General features: G+C 71.7%; 17 protein-coding genes and 1 pseudogene. 9 read left to right on the forward strand and 9 right to left on the reverse strand.

What is annotated here, in order from left to right:
* Window positions 1–39: 39 nt before the first annotated feature.
* Window positions 40–1071 (reverse strand): annotated as a pseudogene (locus tag SMD20_RS24320) (RNA-guided endonuclease InsQ/TnpB family protein); the annotation flags it as partial.
* A gap of 152 nt (window positions 1072–1223) precedes the next feature.
* On the opposite strand from SMD20_RS24320, the gene SMD20_RS24325 reads away from it, so the two are divergent.
* Genes SMD20_RS24325 through SMD20_RS24335 form a run of 3 tightly spaced genes read left to right on the forward strand, consistent with a single transcriptional unit; the run spans window position 1224 to window position 5406 of the window.
* The gene (locus SMD20_RS24325) at window positions 1224–3428 is read left to right on the forward strand and encodes an FdhF/YdeP family oxidoreductase (RefSeq protein ID WP_329584887.1); all 2205 of its coding nucleotides are present in this window, start codon (window positions 1224–1226) and stop codon (window positions 3426–3428) included.
* Window positions 3425–4267 (forward strand): formate dehydrogenase accessory sulfurtransferase FdhD, encoded by an 843-nt coding sequence (gene fdhD, locus SMD20_RS24330; RefSeq protein WP_329584890.1) that lies wholly within the window; start codon window positions 3425–3427, stop codon window positions 4265–4267. The genes SMD20_RS24325 and fdhD overlap by 4 nt, the downstream gene beginning before the upstream one ends.
* 56 nt (window positions 4268–4323) lie before the next feature.
* Window positions 4324–5406, forward strand: a complete 1083-nt coding sequence (locus SMD20_RS24335; RefSeq protein WP_329584892.1) for an epoxide hydrolase family protein — start codon at window positions 4324–4326, stop codon at window positions 5404–5406.
* Window positions 5407–5413: 7 nt separating this feature from the next.
* On the opposite strand, the gene SMD20_RS24340 is transcribed toward SMD20_RS24335, so the two are convergent.
* The 5 genes from SMD20_RS24340 to SMD20_RS24360 form a co-directional block, all read right to left on the reverse strand.
* Window positions 5414–6031, reverse strand: coding sequence for a hypothetical protein (locus SMD20_RS24340; RefSeq protein WP_329584893.1), 618 nt, complete (start codon window positions 6029–6031; stop codon window positions 5414–5416).
* Between the two features lie 44 nt (window positions 6032–6075).
* On the reverse strand, window positions 6076–7260 hold the full coding sequence (locus SMD20_RS24345) for an AAA family ATPase (protein ID WP_329584896.1): 1185 nt from the start codon (window positions 7258–7260) through the stop codon (window positions 6076–6078).
* A gap of 96 nt (window positions 7261–7356) precedes the next feature.
* A complete protein-coding gene (locus tag SMD20_RS24350) occupies window positions 7357–9978 on the reverse strand; it encodes a phosphoenolpyruvate carboxylase (protein ID WP_329584898.1) in 2622 nt (873 codons plus the stop codon).
* Between the two features lie 68 nt (window positions 9979–10046).
* Window positions 10047–11621, reverse strand: a complete 1575-nt coding sequence (locus SMD20_RS24355) for a hypothetical protein (RefSeq protein WP_329584901.1) — start codon at window positions 11619–11621, stop codon at window positions 10047–10049.
* Window positions 11618–12448, reverse strand: a complete 831-nt coding sequence (locus tag SMD20_RS24360) for an ABC transporter ATP-binding protein (protein WP_329584905.1) — start codon at window positions 12446–12448, stop codon at window positions 11618–11620. The genes SMD20_RS24355 and SMD20_RS24360 overlap by 4 nt, the downstream gene beginning before the upstream one ends.
* A gap of 36 nt (window positions 12449–12484) precedes the next feature.
* Here SMD20_RS24360 and SMD20_RS24365 point away from each other — a divergent pair, with 36 nt between their 5' ends.
* The 6 genes from SMD20_RS24365 to SMD20_RS24390 all read left to right on the forward strand — a co-directional run bounded on the left by SMD20_RS24365 (window position 12485) and on the right by SMD20_RS24390 (window position 18241).
* Window positions 12485–14074, forward strand: coding sequence for an acyl-CoA carboxylase subunit beta (locus tag SMD20_RS24365; protein WP_329584908.1), 1590 nt, complete (start codon window positions 12485–12487; stop codon window positions 14072–14074).
* The gene (locus SMD20_RS24370; protein ID WP_329584910.1) at window positions 14071–14283 is read left to right on the forward strand and encodes an acyl-CoA carboxylase subunit epsilon; all 213 of its coding nucleotides are present in this window, start codon (window positions 14071–14073) and stop codon (window positions 14281–14283) included. Before SMD20_RS24365 ends, SMD20_RS24370 begins: the two co-directional genes overlap by 4 nt.
* A gap of 107 nt (window positions 14284–14390) precedes the next feature.
* Window positions 14391–15329, forward strand: coding sequence for an NYN domain-containing protein (locus tag SMD20_RS24375; RefSeq protein WP_026214889.1), 939 nt, complete (start codon window positions 14391–14393; stop codon window positions 15327–15329).
* A 71-nt stretch (window positions 15330–15400) separates the two neighbouring features.
* Window positions 15401–16813, forward strand: a complete 1413-nt coding sequence (locus tag SMD20_RS24380; protein WP_329584915.1) for an AlkA N-terminal domain-containing protein — start codon at window positions 15401–15403, stop codon at window positions 16811–16813.
* Window positions 16810–17316, forward strand: coding sequence for a methylated-DNA--[protein]-cysteine S-methyltransferase (locus SMD20_RS24385; protein ID WP_329584918.1), 507 nt, complete (start codon window positions 16810–16812; stop codon window positions 17314–17316). The genes SMD20_RS24380 and SMD20_RS24385 overlap by 4 nt, the downstream gene beginning before the upstream one ends.
* A gap of 37 nt (window positions 17317–17353) precedes the next feature.
* On the forward strand, window positions 17354–18241 hold the full coding sequence (locus SMD20_RS24390; RefSeq protein WP_329584920.1) for a hypothetical protein: 888 nt from the start codon (window positions 17354–17356) through the stop codon (window positions 18239–18241).
* 286 nt (window positions 18242–18527) lie between these two features.
* On the opposite strand, the gene SMD20_RS24395 is transcribed toward SMD20_RS24390, so the two are convergent.
* The 3 genes from SMD20_RS24395 to SMD20_RS24405 are packed head-to-tail and all read right to left on the reverse strand — an operon-like array spanning window position 18528 to window position 22881.
* A complete protein-coding gene (locus SMD20_RS24395) occupies window positions 18528–19457 on the reverse strand; it encodes a hypothetical protein (RefSeq protein WP_329584923.1) in 930 nt (309 codons plus the stop codon).
* On the reverse strand, window positions 19454–20104 hold the full coding sequence (locus SMD20_RS24400) for a hypothetical protein (RefSeq protein ID WP_329584926.1): 651 nt from the start codon (window positions 20102–20104) through the stop codon (window positions 19454–19456). Before SMD20_RS24400 ends, SMD20_RS24395 begins: the two co-directional genes overlap by 4 nt.
* A complete protein-coding gene (locus SMD20_RS24405) occupies window positions 20101–22881 on the reverse strand; it encodes a bacterial transcriptional activator domain-containing protein (protein ID WP_329584927.1) in 2781 nt (926 codons plus the stop codon). The genes SMD20_RS24400 and SMD20_RS24405 overlap by 4 nt, the downstream gene beginning before the upstream one ends.
* Window positions 22882–22927 lie beyond the last annotated feature (46 nt).

Genomic DNA, 22927 nt, shown 5'->3' on the forward strand with positions numbered 1-22927 from the left:
TTTGACATCCTCCCCCTCGTGCACGAGGGGGAGTCCGACCGTCGCCGGTCGGTCTTCCTGCTTCACCGCCGATCGCCCGCCCGAGAGGAGGACTCCCGCTTGAGGTCTTACACCAGCTCCACAGGCGTTTCAGCTCTCCGCCGGCCCGGCGGCGAGCAGCATGTTCCGGGCCGCGTTCACCTCCCGGTCATGGACCGCGCCACACGCACAGACCCACACACGGACGCTCAACGGCATCTCTTCCTGCAGGGGCCCGCAGACCGAGACGGAGATGGCGCGGGCCAGCGCGTGGTTCTTGAGCAGGTTGCGGACGGACAGGTTCTCCACGGCGATCGCTTGATTTTCGCGAACCAGCCGTGTGGTGACCTTGTGCAGGTAGTCCCGGCGCCGGTCGGCGATCCGGGCGTAGATCTTCGCCACGCGCAGCCGGGCCTTGGCCCGGTTGTTCGACCCCTTCTGCTTGCGGGCCAGCGCCCGCTGCGCCTTGGCCAGCGTGGTGAGGCCGGCGTCCACGCCCGTCGACCGCTCGACCGGAGGCAAAGGCGCGATCTTCTCCTCGACCAGCAGGGACACGAACCACCGCCCGGCCGAGTCCCTGGACACGGTGACCGTGGACGGCTCGGCCCCCTCCGGGAGCGGGCGCGACCACACGATGTCCAGCGGCACGTTCATCTTCGCCAGGGTGAGCCGGCCGTCACGCCAGCGGAACGCCGAACGGGTGTATTCGGCCGACGCCCGCGACCGCTTCTTGCTCTTGAACGTGGGGTACTTGGCCCGGCGGGCGAAGAAGTTCGCGAACGCCGTCTGCAGGTGCCGCAGCGTCTGCTGCAGCGGCACCGACGACACCTCGCACAAGAACGCCAGCTTGGGTGTCTTCTTCCACGCCGTCAGCGCGGCCGACGACTCGGCGTAGGAGACGCCGCGACCTTCCAGCTGGTATGCGCGGGTCCGCTCCTGCAGGGCCTTGTTGTAGACCAGGCGTACGCAGCCGAACGTCCGGACAAGCTCTTCGGCCTGCTTGGGGGTCGGATAGAAGCGGTACTTGTAGGCCCGCTTCACCAGCTGCGCCATTCCTCGATCCTAGGTGCGAGATCACTCGCGCACCGGCCGATTCCGAAAGACGACGGCGGTCCGCCTGACGGCGTAACGCCTGCTCCTGCCCCGCTCCGCAGGAGTCCGATTCCTCCCCCGCCTCAAGGCGGGGGTCTCCTCGGAGGTATCTGATGAGCAAGCATCTGGACCCGCGCAACTGGGCCTCGTGGCGGCCGTTCGGCCTGGGGCTGCGCAAGCCGAACAACTACCTGGAGCTGTGGAAGGCGTTCAAGTCGGTCAAGGGCAACAGACGCTACGCCTGGCGCATACTCAACCAGGGCACCTGCGACGGGTGCGCGCTCGGCACGCAGGGCATGCGCGACTGGACGATGGACGAGATCCATCTGTGCAACATCCGGCTGCGGCTGCTGCCGCTCAACACCATGCCCGCCCTGGACGTCTCGCTGCTGGGCGACGTCTCCGCGCTCGCCGGGCGGCGCAGCGCGGAGCTGCGGGAGCTGGGGCGGCTGCCCTACCCGATGCTGCGGCGGGCCGGCGAGCCCGGGTTCACCCGCGTGTCCTGGGACGAGGCGCTGCGCGTGGCGGCGGAGGGGCTGCGCGGCAAGCGGTCGGGCACCTACCTGACCAGCCGCGGCGTGCCCAACGAGAACTACTACGCGGCCCAGAAGGCGGTGCGCGCGCTCGGCAGCAACAACGTGGACAACGCCGCCCGCATCTGCCACTCGCCCTCGACGGTCGCGCTCAAGGAGACCATCGGCGCGGCGGCCACGACCTGCTCCTACACCGACTGGATCGGCTCGGACCTCATCGTCTTCGTCGGCTCGAACCCGTCCAACAACCAGCCGGTCGCGATGAAGTACCTCTATCACGCCAAGAAGGCCGGCACCCGGATCGCCATGGTCAACACCTACCGCGAGCCCGGGATGGAACGTTACTGGGTGCCGTCCAACGCCGAGTCCGCGCTGTTCGGCACGAAGATCACCGACGAGTTCTTCGGCGTGAACGTCGGCGGCGACATCGGCTTCCTCAACGGCGTGCTCAAGCACCTGGTCGAGAACGGCTGGGTGGACAAGGAGTTCGTCGAGAAGCGGACGACCGGCTTCGAGGACGTCTGCCAGGCCGTCGCCGCCCAGTCGTGGGAGGAGCTGGAGGCGCTGTCCGGGGCCTCCAGGGACGACATGCTCCGCCTGGCACGGCTGCTCGGCGAGGCCCGCTCGGCCGTGCTCGTGTGGTCGATGGGCATTACGCAGCACGCCTACGGCGAGGACAACGTACGCGCGATCGTCAACCTGGCGCTCGCCCGCGGGTTCCTCGGGCGGGACAACTGCGGACTTATGCCGATTCGCGGGCACAGCGGGGTGCAGGGCGGCGCCGAGATGGGCGCGTACGCGACCGGCCTCCCCGGCGGCCTGCCCGTCACCCCGGAGAACGCGGCCCGGTTCACCGAGCTGTGGGGATTCGAGGTGCCGGACTCCCCCGGACTGACCGCCACCGACATGATCGACGCCGCCCACCGGGGCGAGCTGGACGCGCTGATCTCCTCCGGCGGCAACTTCCTGGAGGTGCTGCCCGACCCGGCCTACTGCAGGGAGGCGCTGGAACGGCTGCCGCTCCGCGTCCACGTGGACATCGTGCTGTCGTCGCAGATGCTGGTGCCGGGCGCGGGCGACGTGCTGCTGCTGCCCGCCCAGACGCGCTACGAGATGGTCGGCGGCGTGACCGAGACCTCCACCGAGCGGCGGATCATCTTCTCGCCTGAGGTGGAGGGGCCGCGCGTCGGCGAGGCGTGGCCGGAGTGGAAGATCTTCACCGAGCTGGCCTCGCGGGTGCGGCCCGAGATCGCCGACCGGGTCAGGTTCACCGGCACGCCGCAGATCCGGGACGAGATCGAGCGGGCGGTGCCGTTCTACGCGGGCATCGCGGGCCTCGCCCGCTTCGGCGACAACGTGCAGTACGGCGGGCGGCACCTGTTCGCCGACGGCCGCTTCCAGACGCCCGACGGGCGCGGCCGGTTCTCCGCCGTGACGCTGCCCGCGCTGGAGCGGCCGGACGGCACGTTCATGGTGGCGACGCGGCGCGGCAAGCAGTTCAACAGCATGGTCCACGAGCGGCGCGACGGCTTCAACGGGGCGACGCGCGAGGCGGTGCTGATGAGCGCGTACGACGCCGACCGCCTCGGCCTGCCCGACGGCGCGCGGGTCGAGCTGCGCTCGGGCGGGCGGACGTACGAGGGGAGGGTGCTGCGGGCCCCGTTGCAACCGGGCAACCTGCAGATCCACTGGCCGGAGGGCAACGTGCTGCTGGACGAGAGCCGGCGCTCGCCGCAGGCGCGCATTCCCGACTACAACGCCCTCGTCACGGTGCGGGCGCTGTGAAGACCCGGCCCGGCCCCACGACCCGCGCCCGGGTCCGCGAGCTCAACGGCTCGGCGGTCCGGGAGCGCCGCGACGACCTGGCCACCGAGGAGCCGCTGGAGATCCGGGTCACCGGGGCCGGCGGCGAGCAGCGGACCGTCGCGATCACCATGCGCACGCCCGGTCACGACTTCGAGCTGGCCGCCGGGTTCCTGCACGGTGAGGGGCTGGCCGGGCCGGGGGCCATCGCGTCGATCGCGTACTGCACGGACGAGGACCTGCCGCCGGAGGCCCGCTACAACACCGTCACCGTGCGCCTGCGCGGCGCCGTCCCCGACCTGCCGGCGCTGGAGCGGCACTTCCTCACCTCCAGCGCGTGCGGCGTGTGCGGCTCGGCCGGCCTGGACGCCCTGCGCGACCGCTGCCGGCCGCTGCCGGAGGACACGCTGCGGCTCGCCCCCGGCGTCCTGTACGGCCTGCCGGACGCGCTGCGGCGCGGGCAGGGCGTGTTCGGCAAGACCGGCGGGCTGCACGCGGCCGGCCTGTTCACGGGGGCGGGCGAGCCGGTGGTGGTGCGCGAGGACGTGGGCCGCCACAACGCCGTGGACAAGCTGACCGGGTGGGCCGCGCTGAACGGGCGGCTGCCGCTGGCCGGGCACGTGCTCGTGGTGAGCGGCCGGACCAGCTACGAGATCATGCAGAAGGCGCTGGCCGCGGGCGTGCCGGTGGTGTGCGCGGTCTCGGCGCCGTCGTCGCTGGCGGTGGAGCTGGCCAGGGAGTTCGGGATGACGCTGGTCGGGTTCCTGCGGGGCGAGCGGTGCAACGTGTACGCGGGCGAGGAGCGCATTTTGGTGGAATGAAGCATTCCGTTCTGATATTCTTGGAACAGAACGAACCGTTCCGAGAGGATCTCGTCATGACGACCATCACCCCCTTCCGCGTCGCCGTCCCGCAGGCCGACCTCGACGACCTCCAGGCCCGCCTCGCCCTCGCCCGCTTCACCGACGAGATCCCCGGCGCCGACCAGGGCGTGGCCGTCGAGCGGGTGCGGCGCCTGGTCACCCGCTGGCGCGACGCGTTCGACTGGCGGGCGGTGGAGGACCGGCTGAACGCGTACCCGCAGTTCACGACCGAGATCGACGGGCAGAACATCCACTTCGTGCACGTCCGCGCCGCCGACCCCGACGCCCTGCCGCTCCTGCTCACCCACGGCTGGCCCGGCTCGATCATGGAGTACCTCGACGCGATCGAGCCCTTGTCGCGCCACTTCCACCTGGTCATCCCGTCCCTGCCCGGCTATGGCTTCTCCGGCCCGACCAAGGAGCTCGGCTGGAACAACCAGCGCATCGCCCGCGCCTGGACCGAGCTGATGTCCCGGCTCGGCTACGACCGCTACGGCGTGGCAGGCAACGACGCCGGCTCCATGATCTCCCCCGAGGTCGGCAGGCTCGCCCCCGAGCGCGTGGCAGGCGTGCACGTGACGCAGGTGTTCTCCTTCCCCTCCGGCGACCCGGCCGAGTTCGCCGGGCTGAGCGAGGAGGAGCAGGCGGGGCTCGCCGTGCTCGACTGGTTCTGGAAGGAGAAGGGCGCCTTCAACGTCCTGCACTCCCAGCAGCCGCAGACCCTCGCCCACGCCCTCGCCGACTCCCCCGCCGGGCTGGTCGGCTGGCTGGCCCAACTCTTCGACGAGGACCTGGACGACGACTTCGTGCTCGCCAACGCGGCCATCCACTGGCTCACCGGCACCGCCGGCTCAGCCCTGCGGCTGTACTGGGAGAACGCCCGCATGGAGCAGCCGAAGGAGCCGACGACGGTGCCGCTCGCGCTGGCGATGGGCGAGGGCGACTTCAAGTCCATCCGCCGCTTCGCCGACCGCGACCACAGCCGCATCGTCTCCTGGCGCACGCTCCCCGCCCCGGCCCGCGGCCACTACACCGCCCACACCGCCACGGAAGCGCTCACCTCCGACATCATCGCCTTCTTCACCACCCTCCGCTGACCCCCGGTCAGAGATGGTGAGCACAGCATTCCGCCACGTCGGCCCGCAACCGGTCGAAGGACCGATTGCGTCCGGCCGGGCCGGGGAGCAGGCCGCGCCGAGCAGCATGCTCCAGCACGCCAGGAGCATCGGACTCGCGGTATCGCCGCCCGGTCCCGCTGACCTCCTCCGTGAGGATCCTCTTGGGGTCCGGGATCCGACCGGTGTCCCTCCCTCTGTACCTGGACGGAAGCGACCAGGCGGAGACCAGGGCGGTCAAAGCTTCAGGAAAGAGAAGTAACCACGCCTCGACCTCGGACACCGCGAGAGCGTAGTGCGCGTTGCCAAGAGCCGAGCCGAGCGCCTTCTGCACGCGTTCGCGCAACTCAGGCACGTCATCGTCGTCGACGCGGTCGAGGTCCTCGTGCACGAACACGCAGGCCACGTCGGCGCTCTCCCGCGCTGCCCGCGCCCGCACCTTGCGCGCCAGCGTCTCCGCCCGGGCCGCAAGGTTGACGCCCGTCGCCTGGTGAAGCCGGACACTGTCCCCGATCTCGACCAGCCGTCCCCGCATCTCCGGGCACAGATCCTCCAGAAGCACCCGCAGGCACAGACGATCGTTCCTGTCCTCACCGGCCAGGACCACGACCGGCCGCCTGGTGGGACGGACCCGGGTGCCTCCGCGCCGCGTCACAGGTCGCCTCCCAGAAGGCCGGAGAACCACAGGTTCCCCAGCGGGAGCCCCTCGCTGGCCCGTACGATCTCCTCGATCCTGGCCGTGGAGATCGCAGGGATCAGGGAGGACCCGTCGTCACCGCGCTCGCAGACGACGATCTCCTCCGGCCTCAGGCGGTCCACCAGAGCGGATGAGTGAGTGGCGATGAGGAACTGACTCCGGGCGCCGGCCTCTCTGACCCGTTCCACGAGCAGTTCCAGTGCCTGTGGGTGCAGGCCGTGGTCGATCTCCTCGACGCAGGTGAGCGCGGGCGGATGGGGATCGTGCAACATGGCCAGCAGGCCCAGCAGCCGGATCGTGCCGTACGAGGCGTCGAGCAGATGGGTGGGCTCCAGCAGGCCCCGCTCCCGCAGGACGACGACCACGGACTGCGCGGCGCCGTCGGGATGCGCGAAGTCGAGCGACTCCAGCTGCGGCAGGACCTCCGCCGCGTCGGCCTGGAGCTGAGCCCAGGCGTCGGGGTGCTGGTTACGGAGCCAGAGGAGGAACCCCGCCAGGTTCGCCGCGTCGTCCCAGAGCTCCTCCGCGCCTGTCTTCGGCACGCGCGAGGGCAGCAAGGCGGACGAGACGTTGACGTCGAAGACACGGAAGCTGCCGAGGAGCGCCGCCACCTGTCGCGGCCCCGAGCCGAACCGGTGGGACGACAACCTGGGCAGCGTGGACAGGCCGCTGCTGTCGGGCTGGATGCCGATCTCCTCCGACTCCCCCGGCTGTGCCGCGGGAAGATCGGTCACGGCCACCGTCTCGCCGCGGATCTCGATCGTCTGTGACCGGCGCCCCTGAAGTCCGTAACGGAAGGTTTCCTCGCGCGCGAACGGCTCGCCGTGGACGGTGAGGACATACTCGTCCTGCTGATCCTCGGCGGTGGGCGACCACCGGCCGCGGATGCCGATCCTGATGTGGCCGGGCCGCTCCTGCCCGCCGCGAAAGACCAGCCGGTCGAAGCCGCCGCGCTCCTCCAGGGCGGGACGCAGATCGGTGCGGACCACGCCGGCCAGGAGCCGGAAGACCTCCAGCACGTTGCTCTTGCCCGCACCGTTCGGGCCTACCAGCACGCTGACGGGCCCGAGCGGCAGGGTGACGTGCCGCAGGCTCTTGAAATTCTCGACATGGAGCTCGATGAGCCGCCGCTCGGTCATTCCCCTCATTCCCGCCGCCTGGGTGAAGCCGGCGACCACACTATCGGCCGTGGTCGCCGGGCGACGGGAATATCACTGTGTGCGAGGGTCCGCCGGTCAGCCGGTGTTCTGGAGGCCGGCGGCGACGCCGTTGACCGACAGGAGCAGGAGGGTGGACAGGCGTTCGCGCTCGCGCTCCGAGGGGTTCTCGGTGCGGAGCGCGCGCAGGGCGCGCAGCTGCAGGTGGGACAGCGCGTCCACGTACGGGTCGCGGAGCTGCACGGCACGCGAGAGCACCTTGCGGTTCTCCAGCAGCCGGGCGTGGCCGGTCACGCGGAGCACCAGGTCGCGGGTGCGGTCGTACTCCTCCAGGACCTGCCGGGCGAAGTCCTCGCGCCCGCCGAGCGCCAGATAGCGCTTGGCGATCGAGCGGTCGGTCTTGGCCAGCGACATCTCGGCGTTGTCCAGCAACGCGTTGAACAGCGGCCACTCCGCGTACGCCGCCCGCAGCTCGTCGAGCGAGTCCGCGGCGGCGAGGCCGGAGCCGAGGCCGTACCATCCGGGCAGGTTGACCCGGGTCTGCGCCCAGGCGAACACCCACGGGATGGCCCGCAGGTCGTCGAGGGAGCGCGGCGCGCCGAGGCCGCGGCGGGCCGGGCGGGAGCCGAGCCGCAGCGTGCCGATCTCCTCCAGCGGGCTCACCAGGCCGAACCACTCGGGGAAGCCGGGAGCCTCGGTCAGCGCGCGGTACGCCTGCTCCGAGGCCACCGCCACCCGCTCGGCCAGCCCGCGGAACCGTTCGGCGGCGGCCGCCGTCGTGGCGCTCACCGTGGGCGAGGAGGCCAGCAGGACCGCGTTGGTGACCTGCTCCAGGTGGCGGCGGGCGATCGCGATGTGGCCGTAGCGGGCGAAGATGACCTCGCCCTGCTCGGTGACCTTGAACCGGCCCGCGACCGAGCCCGGCGCCTGGGCCAGCACCGCGCGGTTGGCCGGGCCGCCGCCACGGCCGAGCGCGCCGCCCCTGCCGTGGAACATGCGCAGCTTGACGTCGTGCTCGGCGGCCCAGGCGGTCAGCGCCTCCTGGGCCTCGTACAGGCGCAGGGTGGCCGCCGCCGGGCCGAGCTCCTTGGCCGAGTCGGAGTAGCCGAGCATGATCTCCATGCGCCGGCCGTTGTCGTCCAGCCTGCGCCGCAGCTCGGGGATCTCCAGCATGCCGCTGAGCACGCGGGGCGAGTTGGCGAGGTCGGCACCGGACTCGAACAGCGGCACCACGTCGAGCACCGGCGCGCCGTCGCCGGCCGCGTACCTGGCCAGCTCGTAGACGGCGGCGATGTCGTCGGCCGAACGGGTGAAGGACACGACGTAGCGGGAGCAGGCCGTGACGCCGAACCGCTCCTGGATCCAGGAGATCACCCGGATCGTGGCGAGGACCTCCTCGGTGCGCTCCGACAGCTCGCCGCCGGCCCGCAGCTCCTCAAGGGCGCTGGCGTGCACCTGCGAGTGCTGGCGCACCTCCAGCTCGGCCAGGTGGAAGCCGAACGTCTCCACCTGCCAGATGAGGTGCTGCAGCTCCCCGTACGCCTGCCGCGGCGTGGAGGCGGCCAGCGAGTCCTGCGCCAGCCGCAGGTCGGCGAGCAGGTCGGCGGGCGAGCGGTAGGCCAGGTCGAGGTGCCGGCGCTGGGTGGCGGAGATGCGCGCGGCCACGTACAGCAGCCACTGCCGGTGCGGCTCGCGCGGCGAGCGGGTGGCCAGCTCGGAGACGATCTCCGGGTGCGCGGCCACGGCCGCCGCGAGCGCCCGCTTCAGCTCCGGCGAGCACGGCGTGAACTGGGCGGAGGCGGTCAGCGTGCGGCCGATGCGGGCGCAGGCGGTCTCCAGCGCGGCCAGCACGTGGTCGGACTGGATCTGGATGGTCTCGCGGGTGACCTTGGCCGTCACGTACGGGTTGCCGTCGCGGTCGCCGCCGATCCAGCTTCCGTACCGGATGAAGGGCCTGGCCTGCGGCGGGCGGGTGCCGGTGTCCGGGTCGAGCGCGGCGTCGAGCGCGCGGTAGACCTGGGGCACCATGCGGAAGAGGGTCTCGTCGAAGGCGGCCATGGCGGTGCGCACCTCGTCGAGCGGGTCGAGCTTGCTGGAGCGGAGCTGGGCGGTGCGCCACAGCAGGTCGATCTCCTCCAGCAGGCGGCGCCGGCTCTCGGCGCGCTCGGTGGCCCCGCGACCCGGGGTGTTGTACTCGGTGAGCTGGTGGCTGACGCGCTGGATGGCGGTGACGACGGCCCGCCTGCGCGCCTCGGTCGGGTGCGCGGTGAGCACCGGGTGCAGCTCCAGGCCGGCCAGCAGCTCGGTCACCCGTTCGTGGCCCAGCTCCTGGACGGCCTGCGCCAGCGACTCGCGCTGGACCCTGCCCTCGGTGTCCCGCTCGCGCAGCGTGCGGATCCTGTAGTGCTCCTCGGCCAGGTTGGCCAGGTGGAAGTAGCAGGTGAAGGCGCGGGCGACCTCGACCGCCCGCTCGATCTCCCAACCGGCGACCATGGCGCTGATCTCATCGGCCGAGACCGTGCCCCTGCGCGCCGCGATGACGGCCTTGCGCAGCCGTTCGACGTCGGCCAGCAGGTCTTCGCCACCTTGTTCCGCGAGCACCTGACCGAGCAGTTTGCCGAGCAGCCGCACGTCGTGGCGCAGCTCGTCCGGCATCTCCGTCACGGCCGCGCTGCGACGTTCGAACCCCTGGTCAATCATGCTTCGAAGGGTAGCGAGTCGGTTTTCGCGAGCGCAGACCGGTCTCACTTATTGGACTAGACCACTGGTCAGGACGCCTTGCCGACGGCCGCCATCAGCTCCGGCAGGCGGGCGAAGCCGATCCGCGCCGCGAGGCGGCGGCCGAGCACCTCGACGAGGAGCCCGTAGAAGGGGGCCGCCACGCTCACCCACAGCAGCCCGAACCCCAGCGGCACCAGGAACGGCAGCGACAGCAGCGCGATGCCGGCCATCGCCCCCATCGAGGACGCGAACGCCTGCCCGCCCTGCCCGGGTGCGGCGCCGCTGAAGGCGTTCATCCGCTCGGGCACCCCGTACGGCAGCACCACGCTGGTCACCGACCCGACCCCGAGCCCGATGCCGAGCGCGCCCCACCCGGCCAGCATCGCGGGCAGGATCGAGCCGGGATGCCCGGTGAACAGCCCGGTGGCGACCGCGATCACGGCGAGCAGCGGCGTCGCGATGAGCGCGTTGGCGAGGTGGCGGCCGGCGAGGTCGGTGCCGAGCTCGCGTTCGGAGCCGAACGTCACGGCGTTCATCCAGAGCGAGCGGCCGTCGAAGCCGAACGTGTTGCCCGACTGCAGGGCGATCATCAGCGCGCCGAAGGCGGTGATGACGATCGGCAGCACCGGGCCGCCCGGCCCGCCCTCGCCGGCCGTGCGGCCGAGCGAGAACGACAGCACGAGCGTGACGACGACGGCGCTGAACCAGCCCACCCGGAAGCGCGGCTCGCGTCTGATGTACTTCAGCTCCTTGCCCACGACGGCGGCGAGCGGCCCGTCGGGCAGCACCCGGTCGATCCAGCCGCTGTCCTTGCGGCGCACCGACGCCGCCTGCGTGGAGACGTCCGGCGTCACCAGCGCCCGGCTCAGCGCCTTGATCCACAGCCAGCCGATCGCCAGCGTGAGCAGCGCCAGGAGCACCAGCTCGCCCAGGCCGGCCAGGCCGCCGTCGGCGATCGCGTGCGCCGCCATGCCGGGCGGCGTCCAGCGCAGGACGCCGGCCAGCCCGGCCAGCAGCGCCTCGGGGTCGCCGAACCCGCGGTTGAGCAGCAGGTTGGGGAGCTGCGCGAGCAGGACGACGAACAGGGCGGCCACGGCCAGCACGTCCCGGCCGCGCCGGGTGCGGAGCGCGCTGGACAGCGCCGTGGTGATCAGGCGCGAGGTCACCACGCAGAGCGCGAACTGCAGCAGCACGGCGGGCACGCCGAGCAGCAGGCCGCCGATCCCGGCGGGCAGCGCGACGATCGCTCCGGAGGTGACGGCGAGCATCGTGAGCGGCCACACGCCGGTCACGGACGCGGTGAACATGCCGATCGCGAGGCGGCGCGGGGGCAGCGGGAACAGCGCGAGCTTGGCGGGGTCGAGCGTGTCGTCGAGGCCGAAGGCCAGCAGCGGCACGATCATCCAGCCGAGCAGGAACAGGGTGAAGGCGACGATCACCAGATTGACGGCGAGGTCGTGGGGCGCGAGCCGCAGCAGGCTCATCAGGAGGAAGCCGAGCACGGCCGTGCCGAGCGCGACGGCCGTGGTGAGCAGGAAGCCGAGCTTGCGCTGGAGGTCGCCGCGCAGGTTGCCGGCGAGCAGGCGCAGCTTCAGCCGCGCGAAGAGCGCCACCGTGCTCACTGCGCGCCCTTCCCGGGCTCGTCGATGGGTGCGGGGGCAGGCGCGGGTGCGGGGGCGGGTTCGCGGGCGCCGGCGCCGAGCCAGGACAGGGCGCCGCCGCGGGCGTGCCCGGTGCCGCCTACCAGCTCCAGGAACGCCTCGTTGAGCCGCCGCCCGCCGCGGACCTGCTCCAGCGGCCCCTGCGCCACGATGTGCCCCTGGTTCATCACCGACACCCAGTCGCACAGCCGCTCGACGAGGTCCATCACGTGGCTGGAGAAGATGACGGTGGAGCCGGAGGCAGTGAAGCCGCGCAGCACCTCGGTGAGCGTGTTGGCGCTGACCGGGTCGACGCCCTCGAACGGCTCGTCGAGGAACAGCACCGACGGGTTGTGCAGCAGCGCCGAGGCCAGCCCGATCTTCTTGCGCATGCCGGTGGAGTAGTCGACGACGAGCTTGTCCGCGGCCCCGGTGAGGTCCATGACGGTGAGCAGTTCCTCCGCCCGCCGCTCGACCTCGGCCTTGGGGAGCCCGCGCAGCCGGCCGGAGTAGGTCAGCAGCTCCCGCCCGGACAGCCGCTCGAACAGCCGCAGCCCCTCGGGCAGCACGCCGATGCGGGCCTTGACCTCGACGGGGTCGCGCCAGACGTGGAAGCCGTCGATCTCGGCCGTGCCGCCGTCGGGGCGGAGCAACCCGGTGATCATGCTGAGCGTGGTGGTCTTGCCCGCTCCGTTGGGGCCGACCAGGCCCGCGAAACTGCCGGCAGGGACCACGAGGTCGACCCCTGCCACCGCGATCTGCTGCCCGTACCTCTTGAACAGGCCGTGGGTGCGTACGGCATCCGTCATGGAGCCACTCTAGGAGGAGGTACTAGCCTTGCGCGCATGAGCGCTGCCGCCGAGCCGACACCGGAGAAGCCCGACATCCACACCACCGCCGGGAAGATCGCCGACCTGGAGCGGCGGCTGGACGAGGCGGTCCACGCCGGGTCCGCGGCCGCCGTGGACAAGCAGCACGCCAAGGGCAAGATGACCGCCAGGGAGCGGGTGCTGGCGCTGCTGGACGAGGGGTCGTTCGTGGAGTTCGACGCGTTCGCGCGGCACCGCTCGACGATGTTCGGCCTGGAGCAGCGGCGGCCGTACGGTGACGGCGTGATCGCCGGGCACGGCACGGTCGACGGCCGGCAGGTCTGCGTGTTCTCCCAGGACGTGACGGTCTTCGGCGGCTCGCTCGGCGAGGTGTACGGCGAGAAGATCGTCAAGGTCCTGGACCTGGCGCTCAAGACCGGCTGCCCGATCATCGGCATCAACGAGGGCGGCGGCGCGCGCATCCAGGAGGGCGTGGTGGCGCTCGGCCTGTACGCCGAGATCTTCAAGCGCAACGTGCACGCCTCCGGCGTGATCCCGCAGATCTCGCTCATCATGGGCGCGGCGGCCGGCGGGCACGTCTACTCCCCCGCGCTGACCGACTTCGTGGTGATGGTGGACCAGACCTCCCACATGTTCATCACCGGGCCCGACGTCATCAAGACGGTGACGGGCGAGGAGGTGACGTTCGAGGAGCTCGGCGGGGCGCACGCGCACAACACGAAGTCGGGCGTGGCCCACTACCAGGCGGCCGACGAGGACGACGCGCTCGACTACGTGCGGGCGCTGCTGTCGTACCTGCCGTCCAACAACCTGGACGACCCCCCGGCCTACCCGGCCGCCGCGGACCTCGATCCCGATCCCGAGCTGGACGAGCTGATCCCCGACTCGCCCAACCAGCCGTACGACATGCACCGGGTGATCGGGCGGGTGCTGGACGACGGGGAGTTCCTGGAGGTCCACGCGCGGTTCGCGCCGAACATCGTGGTCGGCTACGGGCGGGTGGACGGCCGGCCGGTGGGCGTGGTGGCCAACCAGCCCATGCATTTCGCAGGTTGTCTGGATATCAACGCATCCGAGAAAGCGGCCCGCTTTATTCGAACATGTGATGCGTTTAATATTCCTATCCTGACTTTTGTGGATGTCCCGGGTTTCCTCCCCGGCACCGATCAGGAATGGAACGGAATCATCCGCCGCGGCGCCAAGCTCCTCTACGCCTACGCCGAGGCCACCGTCCCGCTCGTCACGGTGATCACCCGCAAGGCGTACGGCGGCGCGTACGACGTCATGGGCTCCAAGCACCTCGGCGCCGACGTCAACCTCGCCTGGCCCACCGCGCAGATCGCGGTCATGGGCGCGCAGGGCGCGGTCAACATCCTCTACCGGCGCGAGCTCGCCGCCGCCGACGACCCCGACGACCAGCGCGCCAGGCTCGTCACCGAGTACGAGGACACGCTGGCCAATCCGTACATCGCGGCCGAACGCGGCTACGTGGACGCGGTGATCCGGCCGTCCGAAACCCGCCCCCAGGTCGTCCGGGCGCTGCGCGCGCTCCGCAACAAGCGCGCCACGCTCCCGCCCAAGAAGCATGGGAACATCCCGCTGTGACCCCGCCACCGGCGCCCGGACTGCGCGTCGTCCGCGGCGACGCCACGCCCGAGGAGCTCGCCGCCCTGGTGATCGCGCTGACCACCCGGCAGGCCCCGCAGGAACCCGCTCCGCAAGCCCCGCCGCAAAGATGGCGAAACCCAGCTAGAGGTATGCGTAAGCCTGTCGTCCCAGGGAAGTCGGCATGGCGGATGAGCGCCCTGCCCTAGATAGATCCTGGGAATCGGGTGTCAAGTTCCCCGGGAGTTGGGACTATCTAGAGAAAGTAGGCGTATATAGTCAGCCGATCAACTAACACCGCGGCCTGGAGGACGACATGGCCATCCCAGACCTCATGCCGCATCCTGTGGCAGCCAAGTACGCAGTCCTGGTGGATGTCGGTTATCTCTACGCGGCGGCCGGTGAAGTGCTGCTGGGCGCGAAGGAACGCAAGGAATATCGGGTGGCCGCGGATGAGCTCATCCAGAGTCTGCAGAAACATGCAGAGGAACGTATTTCTGGCGAACTCTTGCGGATCTATTGGTATGACGCCGCCCGTGACCGCGTGCCCACCGTCGATCAGCGGGTCATCGCCCAGCTCCCCTGGGTCAAGGTAAGGCTTGGCAACCTCAACGCCCGTGGCCAGCAGAAAGGCGTGGACGCCCAGATCAGGAGCGATCTGGAGGCGCTGGCCAGGCACCACGCCGTCACCGACACCATCCTGCTGGCCGGCGATGAGGACATGGTCCCGGCGGTGGAGGCCGCGCAGGCGTACGGCGTGCGCATCCACCTGTGGGGTGTAGAACCTCCTTACGGCACCAACCAGGCCGAACGCCTGGTGTGGGAGTCCGACACCGTGGAAGTGATCTCTGCTGATTTCCTGAGGCCCTTTTTCAGCCGTGCTCCGCAGCCCGTGGCGGTCGCCCCGCCGGTCACGCCGTCGCCCGCCCAGGTCTTCGCCGGCCGCGCGCCGGTCAAGCCGCACGCCAAGCCGGGCCAGGTGGCCAAGCTCGGCCCGAGCCGCCCGCGCGTCGAGGACGTCGGCGAGCACGTGGCGCAGAAGTGGATTCTCACCCGTGGCCGCGACAACATCCGCGACCTGCTGCCGGGGCCGATCCTGCCGACCGTCATCGACACCGAGCTGCTGATCGAGGCCGAGAAGGAGCTCGGGCACTCGCTGCGACCCTTCCCCGAGGCGCGGGTGTGGCTGCGCGACGGGTTCTGGGCGCGCGTCTACCGGGAGTTCGACCTGGGGGTCGGCGTCTCCTCCAAGTAGCCGCACCGTCGCGGACGATCAGGTCCGAAAACCGCCGGTCGCCGCCTTCTGGCAGCGCGTACCGTCGAAGTATGTCTCCACTGGAGCTCGACTTCGACTCCTGTTACCGGGCCGTCTCCGCCAGGGACGCCCGGTTCGACGGGCGCTTCTACACGGCGGTGACGACGACGCGCATCTACTGCCGTCCGATCTGCCCGGCGCGTACGCCCGCGTCCAGGAACGTACGTTTCTACCGGCACGCGGCCTCGGCGGAGGCGGCCGGGTTCCGGCCGTGCAAGCGCTGCCGTCCCGAGCTGTCGCCCGGCGACCCCGGCTGGGACCTGCGGGGCGACCTCGTGGGCCGGGCGCTGCGGCTCATCGACGACGGCGCGGCCGACGAGCAGGGCGTCGCCGGGCTGGCCAGGCGGCTGCACATCACCGAGCGGCACCTGCACCGGCTGTTCGTGGCCGAGCTGGGCGCCGGGCCGCTCGCGGTGGCGCGGACGAAGCGGCTGCTGCTGGCCAAGCAACTTCTGACGGAGACCGTGCTGCCGATCACGGACGTGGCGTTCGCGGCCGGGTTCGGCAGCGTGCGGCAGTTCAACGCGACGATGCGGGAGACGTACGGGTTCACGCCGAGCGAGCTGCGCGCCACGGCGGGGGGACGTCCGGTCGCCGTGCCCGACCCCGGGGCCACCGGTCCCGCGTCGTTGCGGCTGCGGCTGCACCGGCGGGAGCCGTACGACGTGGACGCCGTCTTCGCGTTCCTCGCCGCCCGGGCCATCCCGGGTCTGGAGAGCGCGGACCGGACCTCGTACGCGCGGGCGGTGCCCGGCGGGACGATCACGCTCACGCCCCGGTCCGACCACGTGGCGCTCGACGTGGCGGTGGCCGACACGCGGCAGCTCGCCCGCGTCGTGGCCCGCTGCCGGCGGCTGCTCGACCTGGACGCCGACCCCGAGGCGATCTCCGAGGCGCTCGGCCGGACCTCGCTCGGGCCGCTGGTCGCGGCCCGGCCGGGGCTGCGGGTGCCGGGGACGTTCGACGGGTTCGAGCTGGCCGTGCGGGCGGTCGTGGGGCAGCAGGTCTCGGTGGCCGGGGCCCGTACGCTGCTCGGCCGCATCGTCGCCCGCGCCGCCGCGCCCGGCGGCCTCTTCCCCGCCCCCGGACACCTGCTGGAGACCGACCTCACCGGGCTCGGCCTCACCGGCCGCCGCATCACCACGCTCAAGGAGCTGGCCGCCCGGCTCACCGCGGGCCACCTCGACCTCGACGGCGGCCAGGACCCCGCCGAGGCCGTGGCGGCGCTGCTGGACGTGCCCGGCATCGGCCCGTGGACCGCCGGCTACGTCGCGCTGCGGGCGCTGCGCGACCCCGACGCCTGGCCCGCGGGCGACCTGGTGCTCAGGAAGCGGATGGCCGCCCTGGGCATCCCCGACGACGAAACCGAGCGGTGGCGGCCCTGGCGGGCCTACGCCGCGCTGCACCTCTGGAGCTCATCATGATCGCTGCACAGCTCGTCCCGACCCCGATCGGCCCGCTCGCCCTGCTGGCCCGCGACAAGGTGCTGGTGGCGGCCGGTTTCACGGCCGACCCCGAGCAGATGTTCGCCCGGCTCTCGCCCGAGCTGCGCGCGGAGGGGCTGGAGGTGGTGGACGACCTCGGGCCGGCCGTGGAGGCGGTGCGCGCGTACCTGGCGGGCGACTTCGACGCGCTGGACGACGTACCTGTCGAGCAGCCCGGCTCCCCCACTCGCAAGCGGCTGCACACGGCGCTGCGCGAGGTCCCGGCCGGCACCACTGTCTCCTACGCCGAGCTGGCCGAACGCGCCGGCCTCCCGCGTACGGCGGCCCGCGCGGCCGGCTCCGCCTGCGCCCAGAACCTCATCGCCCCGTTCGTGCCGTGCCACCGGGTCCTGCCGAGCACGGGCGGCTACGGCGGCTACTACTACGGCGTCCCGGTGAAGGAGTGGCTGCTCGCCCACGAATCAGGACGAAACAATAACTGAGTGTAATGGATCAAGCGCATTCGGTAATGTGTTCGGCATGTCCCCCACCCAGGAACACGAGTTCCTGCTCGAACTAGTACGGAATCGCCCATCCCTGGTGGCCACGCTGCTCACCGAGATGGGCGTGCCGGTGCCCGCTTTCGACGAGGCCCGGCTCGAAAGCCCCGACTTCACCGACTGCGTCCCGACGGAATACCGCGCGGACTCGGTCGTGGTCCTGGCCGACGGCACGCCGCTGTCCGGCATCGTGCTGGAGGTCCAGCGCGCGTATCGCGACGAGAAGACCTGGTCGTGGCCCGTCTACCTGGCCACGCTACGGGCTCGGCTCAAATGTCCGTGCACGCTGCTCGTCTTCTGCCCGGACACGCGGGTGGCGGTCAAGTGCGGCCGGCCCATCGACATGGGCCACCCGGGATGGTCCCTCCGGCCGATCGTCCTCGGCCCGGAGCAGGTTCCGATGATCACCGACCTCGAAAGGGCCGTGGCCGAGCCGGAGCTCACCGCGCTCTCCGCGATCGTGCACGGCTCGACCGAGGAGGGTTTCAAGGTCCTGCAGACATTCCACGATGCGCATGAGCACCTGCCCGAGGAGCTCAAAAGTTATTCTGACCTCGTGCTCTCGGTGCTGCCGGAGTTCGTCGTCGCCAAGTTCAAGGAGATCTCGATGGCCATGGGCACCAACTACGAGCCCCGAAGCAAGCTGGTCCGCGAGTGGGTCGACCATGGCATCACGCAAGGGATCGCGCAGGGGGAGGCCAAAGCCGTTCTGCGCATCCTCGGAGGACGGGGGCTCGCCGTTCCCGAGGAGGCGCGGGAACGCATCCACGCCTGCGAGGACCCGGAGCTCCTGCTCGCCTGGGTCGACAAAGCCCTCACCGTCACGAGCGTGGACGAACTCTTCGAGGAGGCGGACCCTGATCACTGACGAGCCCCGAAGCAAGCTGGTCCGCGAGTGGGTCGACCACGGCATCGCACAGGGGATCACACAAGGCATCGCGCAGGGGGAGGCCAAGGCCGTTCTGCGCATCCTCGAAGGGCGAGGGCTCGCCGTTCCCGAGGAGGCGCGGGAACGCATCCGCGCCTGCGAGGACCCGGAGCTCCTGCTCGCCTGGGTCGACAAAGCGCTCACCGTCGAGAGCATGGACGAGCTCTTCGAGGGGGCGGACGACGCGGAGTGAGTGGGGCGCGGCGCCCCGCTCACCACCGTCGCATCACTGAGGCCGGACGTTGCTCTGGATCTCGCCGACCGGGACGTCCCGGCTCGTGCCCACCTCGACGGGTGCGAACTGGATCGTCACGTCCCCCTGGACGGCGACCGGCCACACGGTGGTGACCGTGAGCGTGTACTTCTCCTGCGGCTGGTCCACGGACGAGCGCAGATAGCGTACGCCGCAGGAGAACGTGCCGCCCTTCACGTACGGCTTGCCCTGGGCGCCGCAGCCGTTCACGGTGACCTCGGCCCGGTCGCCGGTGGTGCCCGGGTCGATCTTGATCTCCTGGAGGGTGGCGACCACGGTCGCGCTCATGACCCCGGGGATCGTCGCCGTCACCGACCTGCGCGGCGCGCCGATGCCCTCCACCCACACCCAGGTCGGGAGGTTGACGTAGCTCTTGGCGTCGGGGCTCAGCCTGACCGTCGGCTCGGGCACGGTCAGCGCGGCCCGCGCGATCTCCGCCAGCTCCCGCACGGTGATCCCGGCCGGCGGCGTCTGCCCCGGCGGCACGAACACGAACGGGTCCAGCGCGCCGAAGCACTCCTCGCCCTTGGGGTCGGAGGCGTTGTACGCCGGGCCCCACCAGCGGCCCTGCTGCCCGATCCGCTCCCTGAACTGCTCCAGGAACTTCTCGAACTTCTCCGCGTCCGCGCCGGCGCTGAACCTGAAGAAGTACGCGCGCAGGGCCTCCTGCGTCTTCAGCATCTCCTCCGCGTCCAGGCCGGGCTCGTACCAGCAGGGCCGTTTGAGCACGTAACCGTCGGACTTCCCGCCCTTGGCGTCACCCGTGATGACGATCTTCGAGTTGGTGAGCACGACGCCCTTCGTCCGTCCCTCGTCGATCGGCGTGTTGCCCTGTGGTATCGGCGTCGGCCCGGCGGTGAGGACCAGCAGGCCCGCGACGGCCGCGGAAAGGAGGGGGTTCATGCGGGGCACCCTTTCAGGTCATGGCGGACGTTCCTGATCCGCCACACGTCGTCGTCGCCTCGATGCACGGTCAGGGACTGGAGGTACGGATTGTCGAGCCAGTCGGGGCGGGGCGAGATGGCCTTACCGGTGCGCGCCGAGACGAGCCGCATGCCCGACTCGTCCACGCACATGTCGATCACCGCACCTTTGCCCGTACTGGAGGCGCGCAGGTCGTAGAGCCGGGCGACGCCGCGCATGGTCTGCTTGTTGTCGAGGAAGAACTTCACCCAGTCGTACGCAAGGGGGGCGGCGGTGAGTTCGAAGTCGATGTCCTGCAAAGGTCGTTCGCTGCCGGCGACGATCGCCTTGCGCACGGTCACCATGTAGGCGGCGCCCAGCTCCACCAGCGGGTCCCGCTTCGCGGGCCAGTCGATCTCCATCCGGAACCTGCCGCCCACGCTGACGGTCTCCTTGCCCTCCCCCTCGAAGGTCTCTTCCTCGGAGGGCTCCTCGCCGGCCTCCTCCTGCGGGGTTTCCGCGGGCGCCGCCGCGCGGGCGGTGCCGCTGCCGTCCGCCGAGGGCTCGGCCCCAGGCGAGTACGGCCGCTCCGGCTGGCCGCAGCCCGCCAGAACCAGTAAGACCAGCGCCATCGCTGCTCGTCTCATGCCGATGACTCCCTCACGACGTGGATGCGCCACGTGGGCAGCAGTTCTTCGATCAGCGCCTCGGTCTCCGGGGCGAGTGCGCCGCCGTACGGGTGCGAGGCGGCCCGCCGGGTCAGGCCCTCGACGACGGCCCGCAGCCGTACGCCGTCCTGGGTGGCGTGTGTGGCCCGCAGCAGGTCGCGCCAGAGCCCTTCGTCGTCGGCCGCGAGCAGCAGCGCCTGGCGGACCGCGGCGACCGCGGCGTCCGGCCGGTCCTGGGCGAGCCGGAGCTCGCAGAGCTGGTGGGCGGCGTCGGCCACCCCGGCGGCCACGTCGTACTCCAGGTCCTCGGCGGCCAGCCAGGCGTACCTGCCGGGCGGCCGGCCGGCCAGCAGTGGGCCTCTGACCAGGCCGAGCGCCTTCTCCAGGAGGACGGGCCTGGCCATCGCGTCGCCGCGCGCGCGGCGGACGAGCTCGCGGAACAACATCCAGTCCGTACGCACCTCGGGCCCCAGCCGCAGCCGCCCGGCCTCGTCCGTGAGCAGGTGGTCGGGCCCCAGCCACTCCGCGACCCGGGCGATCGTGGCGTCCCTGACCAGGTCCTGTACGCCGCGCGGCCACAACACGCCGCCGAGCACGACGGGGTGCACCCCGCCCGGATGCGTGGCCAGGTAGACCAGCATCTCGGCGGCCAGCGCCAGCCGCCCCTCCTCCAGCGGGCGCAGGCCCCGCACCTCGACCGGGCCGAGCAGGCGGATCTCGACGGCCGGCGCGTGCAGCCCGACCAGCGGCTCCGGCTCGGGGATCGGCTCGCCCTCCATGCGGCCCGCGGTGCGGAACAGCTCGACCAGCGCCCGGTAGTGGCGGCGGGGCAGGAGCTGGGCCTCCACTTCGAAGCCCAGCTCGGCGATGCGGGCCTTGCCGTCGTCGGTGATCTCCAGGGTCCAGGTGGCGTGCGGGATGTCGCCCGCGACGACGTACCCGGCGGTGTCCCTGCGGGCCAGCAGCGCCAGCCGGCGCGCCTCCTCGTGCGTGGGCGCGACCGCCGACAGCAGGTAGTGGGCCTCGCACGGGCTGCCGGTGACCCGGCCGGTCAGCACCTGCTCGCGCGGCGCGGCGGCGGCCTCCAGCTCGGGCAGCACCTCGGCCAGGCCGCCGACGGCCCTGATCCGGTCGGGCGCGATGGCGGTCAGCTCCTCGCCGAACCCGACGAGCGTCACGCGCATGCGGTCGGACCAGCGGTTCGTGGCCAGTTCGACGGCGATCGCGGCGAGCGCGGCGGTGGTCTGCGGGCCGCGTACGTTGATCAGGCCCTGCGCCGCCTCCAGGTCCACGAGCACCCGGCCGCCCGCGTTGGCGCCGATGGACACGAGCCCCGGGTACGGTGCGCCGCCCGGCTGGTCCTCCAGCAGCCGGCCCTCGTGGGCGGGCAGCCGCCACACCTGGCCGCCGTCCTGGGCGGTCCAGGGCGCGGGCGGGTCGGGGTCCGGCGGGTGCACCCAGAGGTCGAGCGTGCGCGCGGACAGGTGGGCGGCGTACACGGTGGGCGGGGTGCGGTGCCTGGCGGCCAGCTCGGCGCCGAGCAGCCGCAGGCCGATGTCGAGGATGCGGGCCCCGGGCGCGTCGCCGCCCAGCCGGAGCGCGACCTCGGCCTCGGCGGCGTCGCCGTGCGGGCGGACGACGCGGCGGCCGGGCAGCCGGTTCCACAGCTGCTCGCGGCGGCGGCGGGAGAGCGCGAACAGCAGTCCGGCGGCGGCCAGGGAGGCGGGGGCGAGGTAGTCCATGAGCGCGCCGGACTGGGCCTCGCGCACCACCGGCTGCTCCCGCCGCTCCTGCTCGGGGAGCCGGCGGTCCTGCTCGGGCAGGCGGTGTTTGGCCCCGCCCCTGTTCTCGGCGCGGCGCTCAATGTCCTTCTTCTGTTCGGCCTTCTGCTCGGCTTTCTGTTCGGCGCGGTCGGCGCGTTGCTCGACCGAGCGGGAGACCTCCGCGCGGCCCGGGTGGTCGCGCAGGGTCTGCTCGCGCGCCTGGCCGACCGGGACGGTGTGCGTGTGGCGGGCGTCGTCCGGCATGTCGAGCACCCAGCCGGGCCTGATCAGGTCGGCCATCCGCAGCCGGGAGCCGTCGGGCTGCTCCTTGGCCTGGTTGAGCCGGTAGATCTCGTGGTAGCGGCGGCCGTCGCCGAGGCACTTCTCCGCGATCTCCCACAGGCTCTCGTGGTGGCGCCCGTGCGGCGGCTGCACCACGTACACCTTCTTGGTCTGCTGGGTGTCGAGCGTCGCCTTCTCGACGATCGGCGCCGAGTAGGCCACTGCGGTCATCGGAGGCGGTACGGGCGCCGGCGCGAGCTTCACGATCGGCGCGACCATGGCCCCGGTGGTGAACAGCAGCAGCACGGCCCCGACGAGCTTGTTGGCCAGCGCCTGGGTGCCCCCGGACATCGGCACGCGGGCGGGCATGCCGACCCTGCGGACGCCGGCGTACACCTCGACGAGCACGCACACGAACAGCTGGAACCAGGCCAGCCACACGAGCAGGACCAGCACCGCCGTAATCGTGCTCGGCCCGGCCTGGCTGAGCAGCGTCCGCACGTCGAACTGCTCGGGGTCGATCGGCGGCCCGACGTACCTGAGCAGCGCGTACGGCACCCCGCCCACGAGCGCGACCAGCAGGACCAGCGCGCCGAGCCCGGCGAGCACGTCGCCGAGGCCGCGCCTGGCCGGGACGCGGGCGGGGCTGTGCCGCCCGTGGGCACGCCCGGCGGGGCGCCCGTGGGGCCGCGCCGGCTCTCGCCTCGGCATCGCCTCTCCTTTCGCCCGCTCAGCGTCGTGCCTCGCGCGTTCCGCG

Origin of the sequence: Nonomuraea sp. LP-02, from assembly GCF_036289125.1 — a bacterium.
GTDB classification, from domain to species: Bacteria; Actinomycetota; Actinomycetes; order Streptosporangiales; family Streptosporangiaceae; genus Nonomuraea; species Nonomuraea bangladeshensis.